The organism is Chamaesiphon sp. OTE_8_metabat_110 (assembly GCF_031382685.1).
Taxonomy (GTDB): Bacteria; Cyanobacteriota; Cyanobacteriia; order Cyanobacteriales; family Chamaesiphonaceae; genus Chamaesiphon.
This window is the reverse complement of record NZ_JANMZA010000551.1, coordinates 1-8,764: the sequence shown is the minus strand read 5'-3', so window position 1 is coordinate 8,764 and position 8,764 is coordinate 1. Positions and strand designations below refer to the sequence as shown.

The 8,764-nt window shown below is 46.6% G+C and carries 11 protein-coding genes; 6 read left to right on the top strand and 5 right to left on the bottom strand.

The features are described from left to right. Positions 1-326 precede the first annotated feature (326 nt). Positions 327-548: a DUF4327 family protein gene (locus RMO52_RS19970; RefSeq protein ID WP_309740288.1), complete on the top strand. Its 222-nt coding sequence runs from the start codon at positions 327-329 to the stop codon at positions 546-548. Positions 549-656: 108 nt separating this feature from the next. Here the strand turns inward: RMO52_RS19970 and RMO52_RS19965 are convergent, their stop codons facing one another. After that, complete coding sequence (locus RMO52_RS19965) at positions 657-893, bottom strand: DUF2283 domain-containing protein (protein ID WP_309740287.1); 237 nt, start codon at positions 891-893, stop codon at positions 657-659. Positions 894-1,130: 237 nt separating this feature from the next. On the opposite strand from RMO52_RS19965, the gene RMO52_RS19960 reads away from it, so the two are divergent. Beyond that, positions 1,131-2,798, top strand: coding sequence for a transglutaminase-like domain-containing protein (locus RMO52_RS19960; protein WP_309740286.1), 1,668 nt, complete (start codon positions 1,131-1,133; stop codon positions 2,796-2,798). Between the two features lie 158 nt (positions 2,799-2,956). Next, complete coding sequence (locus RMO52_RS19955; RefSeq protein ID WP_309740285.1) at positions 2,957-3,526, top strand: Uma2 family endonuclease; 570 nt, start codon at positions 2,957-2,959, stop codon at positions 3,524-3,526. Positions 3,527-3,630: 104 nt separating this feature from the next. Here the strand turns inward: RMO52_RS19955 and RMO52_RS19950 are convergent, their stop codons facing one another. The 4 genes from RMO52_RS19950 to RMO52_RS19935 all read right to left on the bottom strand — a co-directional run bounded on the left by RMO52_RS19950 (position 3,631) and on the right by RMO52_RS19935 (position 5,316). Further along, positions 3,631-3,864, bottom strand: coding sequence for a hypothetical protein (locus RMO52_RS19950; RefSeq protein WP_310417760.1), 234 nt, complete (start codon positions 3,862-3,864; stop codon positions 3,631-3,633). 173 nt (positions 3,865-4,037) lie between these two features. Continuing rightward, on the bottom strand, positions 4,038-4,784 hold the full coding sequence (locus RMO52_RS19945; protein WP_310417756.1) for a DUF416 family protein: 747 nt from the start codon (positions 4,782-4,784) through the stop codon (positions 4,038-4,040). Between the two features lie 21 nt (positions 4,785-4,805). Beyond that, the gene (locus RMO52_RS19940) at positions 4,806-5,069 is read right to left on the bottom strand and encodes a Txe/YoeB family addiction module toxin (protein WP_309743027.1); all 264 of its coding nucleotides are present in this window, start codon (positions 5,067-5,069) and stop codon (positions 4,806-4,808) included. Next, positions 5,062-5,316, bottom strand: coding sequence for a type II toxin-antitoxin system prevent-host-death family antitoxin (locus tag RMO52_RS19935; RefSeq protein ID WP_309743025.1), 255 nt, complete (start codon positions 5,314-5,316; stop codon positions 5,062-5,064). Before RMO52_RS19935 ends, RMO52_RS19940 begins: the two co-directional genes overlap by 8 nt. Positions 5,317-5,406: 90 nt before the next feature. On the opposite strand from RMO52_RS19935, the gene RMO52_RS19930 reads away from it, so the two are divergent. The 3 genes from RMO52_RS19930 to RMO52_RS19920 form a co-directional block, all read left to right on the top strand. After that, positions 5,407-6,330, top strand: coding sequence for an isoaspartyl peptidase/L-asparaginase family protein (locus RMO52_RS19930; RefSeq protein WP_309743023.1), 924 nt, complete (start codon positions 5,407-5,409; stop codon positions 6,328-6,330). Between the two features lie 411 nt (positions 6,331-6,741). After that, complete coding sequence (locus RMO52_RS19925; RefSeq protein ID WP_396135061.1) at positions 6,742-7,440, top strand: MotA/TolQ/ExbB proton channel family protein; 699 nt, start codon at positions 6,742-6,744, stop codon at positions 7,438-7,440. 377 nt (positions 7,441-7,817) lie between these two features. Continuing rightward, positions 7,818-8,764, top strand: a 947-nt coding sequence (locus RMO52_RS19920) for a thiamine pyrophosphate-binding protein (protein ID WP_310417763.1), incomplete at its 3' end; no start/stop codon positions are given.

The window sequence follows — 8,764 nt, the reverse complement described above, 5'->3', positions numbered from 1 at the left end:
CAGCGGCGTTTTTAGATCTAGGGTTCCCCCCGCATAAAACGCCGCCGAATAAGAAAACGACAATACAGCGATCGAGACAGATGGTAAGATGTTAGTACAGGATCGCTACCATTCGATGTGCATCAATTGTAACAATTGTGTTCTAGCATCGCAAAATCCTTCAAATATAATATGTACCCAAAGATAGATAGCAAAGCTCGGTTTTTAATCAAAGCTGTGTCGATCGGTAGATGTCAATAGAGCTATATCCAGAGAATAATGCTACTATAAGAAGTATGGCTTGTCGGTAAACCTTGTAATCCTCAACCCTACAGGAGCATCAAATTATGGTTACGCTAGAGCGATATTGTCTGAGTGAGTTTCAAGATGAAGTTCGGGCATTAGTTGCGCGTGGATCGGTCGATCGGCAACAGCGAATCTCCGAACTCAAACGGTTTTTCGGCGATCGGCAATGGCAAGATGTCGAACACATCTTGAATACATATGACTATGTGTTGCGCGGTCGAATTATCGATCTTGTTGGGGCAGAATGTTGGGAAAATGACTGAGCGCCAGTCACAGAGATAACTCGGGCGATAGTCGAGAGCCAACTGCTGACGCTGCAACCGATGGCCGTGCTGAAGTTCGGTGATGTAGTTTGACGATTTTTAAGAACATTAGCAATCTTTTTCTTTCGGTCTGGGTTTATCGAAATTAGCTGCGCCAACGAGATAGGAAATAGCATAAGGACTATCTACCTTCGTAGATGCCTTAGCAATTTCCAACCCGATCGTATTGCCATCTACGTCATAATCTATTACCAGTCCAGGGGCGATTTGAGCCGTTTCTTCAACGGTCATTTCGACAAATGTAATCTGTAAAATATCCTTGTCTGGGTCATAAATAACTTTCACGATCGGGTATGTCCTTTGTCGCAATGATGATGAACGAGGGGTGTCGGGAGGGTAAGTGAGACGGGATTTAGTAGCACATCGCGCAATTTACTCTCTTCATCCTATTCATAGGTGAGATAGCAAAATGTATCACTAATAACAAAATCCCATAATTGATTTTGCTGGCTAAAAAATCGATTTAAATCTGTGTCGAGCTGGAGAGATATACTAAACGTAAATATCTTGAGCCATCGATTTATGCTTAAGCCTGAAGGCATGTCCTCCTATCCTCAACTATCGCATTCTACCATTCGACCGATCGGCGTGTATGCCCTCTCAGGACTGTCAGTAGCTGGAGAACATCTCCTCGCAGTGGACACGGTGCGGGGCTATCTGGTAAGTATCGATCCACAGACTAACAATACGACTATTCTCAATCCGCGTCAGGTTTCAGAGTGGATTGGGGTGACTGGATTGACGATCTGGGAAGATACGTTGTGGTTTGCCAAAGGTCAAGAAGTCATGTGGTGCAACCGCCAAACCCTGACACCAACTACATTTACGCGGTTGCCCTATCCAGTTACTGGCGTGGCAATCTGCGACTCGCTAGTGTATGTCAGTTGCCAGAAATCTGGCTATATTCACATTTTCGATCGCACCACTGGCGAGTTGCAGGGCAAGATCCCGCAACCCGGCGTTGGTTGTGAAACCCTCAGCATTCACCAAGATGCACTGTGGGTATGCGATCGAGCCGAGCAGACCGTCTATTGTTTAGACCGTGCTACCGGAGCGATTCAATTTAGCGCCCTCACCCCATTTAGCTCCCCGACAGGCATCGCCTTTTATCCAGCCGCCGGAGCCGAGCCAACTTGCTATGTCGTTTACGCCGATGAAGAACCCTATATTCGCGACGACCCCAACGCCAAATCGCCGTATCAACTGACATTTCGCGATCGCACCTTCATCCACCCTCTCTATCTTCACCACAATCCGAGCGCCCACTATACCCTCTCTAATGGCTTCGCGATCGAACTATCCTACGTCGAAGAACTCCTTCCCCTCGAAGCCATCACCCTCAACCAAGTCGAGTGGCGAATTGCCCTCCCCTCGAATACCCTGCGCCAACGCGTGCGCCATATCGAAGCCATCGGCTGTGAATATACGATCGAAGAGCAAGCGGGACAAAAAGTCGCCGTATTTAAATTCGATAGACTCGATCCCAACCAAGGGGGACTACATGGCTGGAAAGCAATTATCGAAATGTACGGACTCAAATATTCCCTCGCTCCTGACGACATCGAGGACAACCACACCCTCCCACCCGAGCTAGCCCAATATTTAGTCGATGACGACGATCTGGCGATGGATACCGACACGATGATCCAAGCCGCCCAAGAAGCCGCCGGAACCGAGACAAACGTCCTGCGGAAGATGCTCAAAATCCGTAACTATGTCTACGATAGACTCTCCTACGGCATCCAACCCCGGATCGATACCCCCGATGTCGCCCTCGCACGCGGCGTTGGCTCCTGTGGCGAATACGTTGGCGTCTTACTCGCCCTCGCCCGCCTCAATGGCATTGCCTGTAGGACGATCGGACGGTATAAATGTCCTGCCTATCCCGATCGAGTCTACCAGCCCCTTCAGCCCGATTTTAACCATGTCTGGTTGGAGTTTTACGTGCCCGGTATCGGCTGGCTGCCAATGGAATCCAATATGGACGACACGATCGAACGGGGGCCATATCCCCAGCGGTTTTTCATGGGTTTAGCCTGGTATCACACCGAAATCGGCAAAGGGATCTCATTTGAAAAAATGAAGGCTGCTGACAAGCCAGAGCATCTCTCGATGGGCGATCTCGCTATCAACCACATTCGGTTTCGTATTTTGGAAGAACTGATTCCTAGCGATCTCAGTGCCGAATAATTTTGGGCGAGCTGGCGATCGAGATTATCTTTAATGTTCGATCGTCAATAAGATATTAGTACAGTAAATCGACTTGACGATCGAGTAAAATATTGCAGAAGAGAGTTAGATTCAACCAACCCAATACTAAGCAAGTCAAATTATTTTGAGGTTTAAAGATGGTTGCTGCAAGAGAAAGTTTGCCACGATTCACGCCTGAAGAGTATTTTGCCTGGGAGGAACAACAACTGTGTCGCCATGAATATATTAATGGCGAAGTTTATACGATGAGTGGTGGAACGATCGACCACAGTGATATTGCGGGAAATTTATTAATTTTACTGAAAACTCATTTGCGAGGCAGTGGTTGTAAGACGCTGAATTCCGATGCTAGGGTGAATATTGTCGAATCAAATGATTATGTCTATCCCGACATTAGTGTTACTTGTAACGATCGAGACAAGACAACCACTCAATACATTACTTATCCCTGCTTAATCATTGAGGTTTTATCTCCCAGCACAGAAGCTTATGACCGAGGTAATAAATTCAGGATGTATCGGCAAAATCCCAGCTTACAAGAATATGTATTAGTTGATGCAGATGCAGTAGCGATCGAAATGTTTCGGAAGAGTGATGGAGATAGCTGGCAAATTATCAACTACCAAGCAGGGGGTTTAGTTGAGTTGAAATCTATCAATCTGACTTTCTCGATCGAGGATGCCTATGAGGGAGTTATTTTCGAGTAGAGATTGTAGGTTGGGTTGAGAATTGTAGGCGTAGCCTCTCAGCTAGGAGGCAAACAAATACCACAAAATAAACACCCTAAATATGTTGGGTTTCATTCTTCAACCTAACCTACCACTACTCTTTCGCCGTTAGGCTTTGTTTCATACATGATGCCATCTCTCATCATCCCATAAGTGGAAATGCCACGAGCGTGTAAGTCTTTAACCGCTGCGCTGGTTGCTTGTTTGGCTAGAGCGGAGATCTCTTCATCAGTCATGTCAAAGAAACTTGTAGCTGTTGATTTGCCATCGACCAGTGACTCAGCGCTGTGTATTGTTGTTTTATGGTTTGACATCATTCCAGCTTTGCAAAATTTACCGAGATTCTACTCAATTAGATTGTAGCAAATCGGAACCATATCCGATCGAGCATAACGATCGAGTAAGATAAATTATGAGAGCTATCGCCATATGAATACTGCCTTAATTCGACCGATTAAAACAGAATTTGACCACCAGAAGGCTTTATTAATCAAGATAAAGTGGCTCTGACTTTATCGATAGAACCCAGAACACTAACTCCATTAGGACAGGACTTCGCTCTAAATTCAGATAACAATTCAGGAGTTAAGTCTAGTGTCCGTGTTAAAAAATTTAGATCTGATTGTTCTTTTTTCAGTTCTGATTGAGTCAAGAGATGATTCAGAAAGAGTACATCCTGGTCTTTTCGCGATTTTTTTAATTCCCAGAGCGAATCTAGACTATAGAAGTGAATATCCAGATATTCATATATAGTGAAAATTAATGTAACAAATATTTTTAGAAATAAATTAATTTTATTGTCGGATAACGGGTCGGAGAGCGTAATAACGACGTAGCCAACAACTTGATTTAGCATATCAGAAACATGTGTAGCTAAACTTATAGCTTGTTTGTGTATTTCCTCACAATCATCATCATTTGAATAATTATATTCGTAATCTTCTATAGATGTAGCTATTTTTTCAGTCAGAGACTCTATCTCTAGCTCTTGTATATCCATGCCTCCAGCAATTTGCCATAACTCATCCATAGTAGCTCGAAGATTAGACATATCGAGTGAATCATCACAACCATCAATAAGTGTCCATATTGGCAGCATTCTTTCACAACAAGAGCAGAAAAAAGCAACTTGATGATGAAAAGGCAGTTGTTTTACTTGAATTGCTATTTCTACAAAAGGAATAAATTCAGATAGATTTTTTTCTTGTTCTATTGCATCTTTTACTGTTAATACCATAAATACCTCTAAATGTAGTTGTCAATTAGTATAGTGATATCGACAAGAAATAATCGTCAAATATTTATCTTCCATTGCATAAACCAACCGATTTGTGTCATCAATCCGCCGCGACCAAAAACCAGCTAAATTCTCACGCAAGGGTTCTGGTTTACCGATGCCCTTAAATGGTTCGCGCATCATTGCCTCGATTAGTTTATTAATTCTTTTGAGCGTCTTTTTATCCTGCCCTTGCCAATAAAGATAATCATCCCAAGCCTCATCAGTCCAAGTCAGTCTAGTCATCTAGCAAGTCGCGTACTACCGCTTTTCCTTGCTTGAATTGGGCGATCGATCGTTCTAAATGGGCTGCATTTGCGGGAGACTTTAATAAATGTACTGTCTCCATCAGACTATTAAATGATTCCAACGACATCACCACTACGTCTTCAGCATCGCGGCGAGTGACGATCGTATAATCGGCATCTGCCACTACTCGATCGAGCACCGTCTTGAGGCTATTTCTGGCTTCACTGAAGGAAACAACTTTCATGCTATACTCGTACAACTATTGGTACAAGTATAGCAAGTAACGTTCGATCTATCCACTCTTAACTATTCACTACCCACTATCCACTAATTTATGTCCTACTCATTAATGATTCATGGTGGTGCTGGTGCCTTAGAAGATCTCAAACACGAAGCCAGCGAAGCAACATTTCACGCGAGTATCACCGCAATTTTAGAACGGGGGCGCGAACGCTTAGAACGGGGCGATAGTGCCTTGGATGTGGTGGAATATTGCGCTAGCCTGCTCGAAGACGATAAGCTTTACAACGCGGGCAAAGGTTCGGTGCTCAATGCCGATGGTAAAGTGGAGATGGATGCCGCATTGATGGATGGACGCGATTTGCGGGCGGGCGCGGTGGCTTGTTTGCGAAATATCAAAAATCCGATTTCGCTAGCGCGGCGGGTACTGGAGCATGGCGAACATGTGCTGCTGATGGGCGATGGTGCCTTAGAGTTTGCAAAATTTTGTCAGATCGAAACTTACCCGGATGATTACTTTATTACCGAGGCGCGAATCAAGCAGCTAGCCGAAGTGCAGGTAGTTGGGGGCATGACATTAGACCACGAACGAGTTAAGCCGTCTCAGAAGTTAGGGACAATCGGAGCAGTAGCCCGCGATATTCATGGCAATCTCGCGGCGGCGACATCTACGGGTGGACTGGTAAATAAACGGTGGGGACGCGTTGGCGATACACCGATCGTCGGTGCGGGAGTGTTTGCTGATAATGACACCTGTGCGGTGTCAGCAACGGGCTACGGCGAACAGTTTTTGCGGACGGTGTTTGCGAAGACGATTTCTGATTTCGTCCAGTTTCGGGGCATGGATGCTCAAGCTGCGGCACAGGCGGGAATCGATTATTTGGTCGCAAAGGTCAATGGGAACGGTGGGGCAATTGTCATCGATGCGGCGGGACGCTGCGCGGCGGCGCAGTCTACTTCGGGTCTGATTCGCGGCTGGATCGAGTTGGGGGGCGAAACCCATTGTAAGCTAGGTTAATGGTTGCTTGGAGTCGATCGCGATCGGATCATCACAACCACATTTAAGAAGCTATGTGTAGAAGCTATTTTTTAGGTTTTACCTTTTACCCATTACCTTTTACCTTTTACCCATTACCTTTTACCCATTACCTCTTACCTTTTACCTCTTACCTCTTACCTTTTACCCATTACCCATTACCCATTACCTCTCCCCTCTTCCCTCTTCCTAACTTCATGACATCTAAGTCGAACCCACGTTGATGCTACTGTAGATTCAGGCGAAGACAAATAGCTAACCAGATCTTCAGCGATCGAGCAATGTTACTAGAGATTGACTACCAATCGCTCGCGCGTCAATTAGCTGCAATAATTGACTCTGATTCGAGGTTTAACCGCCTGTGATGAAAACTTAACTCCCAACTATTCAATTATGGATGCTAGAGAACTGTTTGAAAAAGGTGGCCCGGTAATGTGGCCGTTGTTTGGGCTATCGATTTTATCCTTAGCGACTATTCTAGAACGGCTGTGGTTTTGGTTTAAAACCACTAGGAGAGAGGAAGAACTCGTCGAACGCGTGCTTGAAGCTGGTGCCAATGACGAATGGGACACCGCCGCTCAGATTGCCAAGCAAGAGCGCAATCGTAAGCCAATCGGGCGATTTCTCTACTCTCCGCTCAAGCGGACAAATCCCGATCCCGAGACATTTAAGCTCGCACTCGAAGCCTCCGCAGAAGATGAGATCGCGCTGATGCGCAGAGGTGACAAGACGCTGGAGTCAGTCATTGCCTTGTCACCATTACTCGGATTGCTCGGAACTGTATTGGGTTTGATTCGGTCATTGAGTGGAATTAAACTTGGCGATCTCGGTACTTCATCTGCCTCGAATGTGACACTTGGGATTAGCGAATCATTGATCACGACAGCGGCTGGGATGGTAGTGGCGATCTTCAGTTTGGCTTTTTATCGCCTATTTCAAGGACTGATCTTCAATCAAGTGAAGTTATTTCGCGGTGCTGGCAATCAGCTAGAATTGTTATATCGGGAACATTGGCTCAATGTAGGCGGTAAATCATTTGCAGAGCCTCTCCCAGGGAAAATCGTGCGGATCGAACCAGAATCGATGCCCTAAGTTTAGAAGTGTTGAAGCGTAGGGTGTGTTACTTGTGCAGGATAACGCACCCTAAGATTTGTGGGGTGGACTGACAAAAGATCCGCCCGAGGATCGGCCGCCATCCCGCACTAGCTAGACAGCGCAAATCGCATAATTTACCCAGCCGAAAATAAATATATTTATCGAGATCCGAGCGACTATCGGTCGATCGATAGATAATAGACAATTAGCACAAGCTCGGATCCGATCGCAAATTGATAGCCAGAATCCGTATGAATCGGGACAATCCTTAGTCCGGATCGACAGTCCAGTAAATAAATATTTATAATTTAATTCTAAACTCGCGAGGTTTATTTGTGTCTCAACGTGTCATTGAAGTAGCAACGATCCCAGCACTGCCTGTCATTTCGGCGATCGCGCAAACCCAGACGGGAGCTTATGCGCTCCTCGATAGCCTGTACCGCCACGGTGTCGAACATATTTTTGGCTATCCGGGTGGAGCGATCCTGCCCATTTACGATGAAATTTATCGCTTTGAAGCCGCTGGCAAGCTCAAGCACATCCTCGTCCGTCACGAACAGGGTGCCGCCCATGCTGCCGATGGCTATGCCCGCGCTACAGGGCAAGTGGGGGTATGTTTTGCTACTTCTGGCCCCGGAGCCACCAACCTCGTTACGGGGATTGCCACCGCCCAAATGGACTCAATTCCCTTGGTAGTTGTCACCGGACAAGTTCCCAGCCATGCGATCGGTACCGACGCCTTTCAAGAAACCGATATCTACGGTATCACCCTACCGATTGTCAAGCATTCTTATGTCGTCCGCGACCCTGCCGACATGTCGCGGATTGTCGCCGAAGCTTTCTACATTGCCGCTTCCGGTCGTCCCGGCGTTGTACTGATCGATGTCCCCAAAGATATCGGGGCGATGGCGTGTGAATACGTCCCCGTCGCACCGGGCAATGTCAAACTCCCTGGCTATAAGCCCACCGTTCGCGGCAATCCCCGCCAAATCAATCAAGCAGTCCAACTGATCGCCAAAAGCCGTCAGCCCTTGCTCTACGTCGGCGGTGGCGCGATTTCTGCCAGTGCTCACGCCGAAATCAAACAACTCGCCGAATTGTTCCAACTCCCCGTCACTACTACCCTGATGGGGAAAGGTGCTTTTAACGAGCTGCACCCGCTCTCAGTCGGGATGCTGGGGATGCACGGCACTGCTTACGCCAATTGGGCAGTTACCGATTGCGACTTACTCATTGCTGTCGGCGCGCGCTTTGACGATCGCGTTACGGGTAATTTAGCAGGATTTGCGGCTGATGCCAAGGTCATCCATATCGATATCGA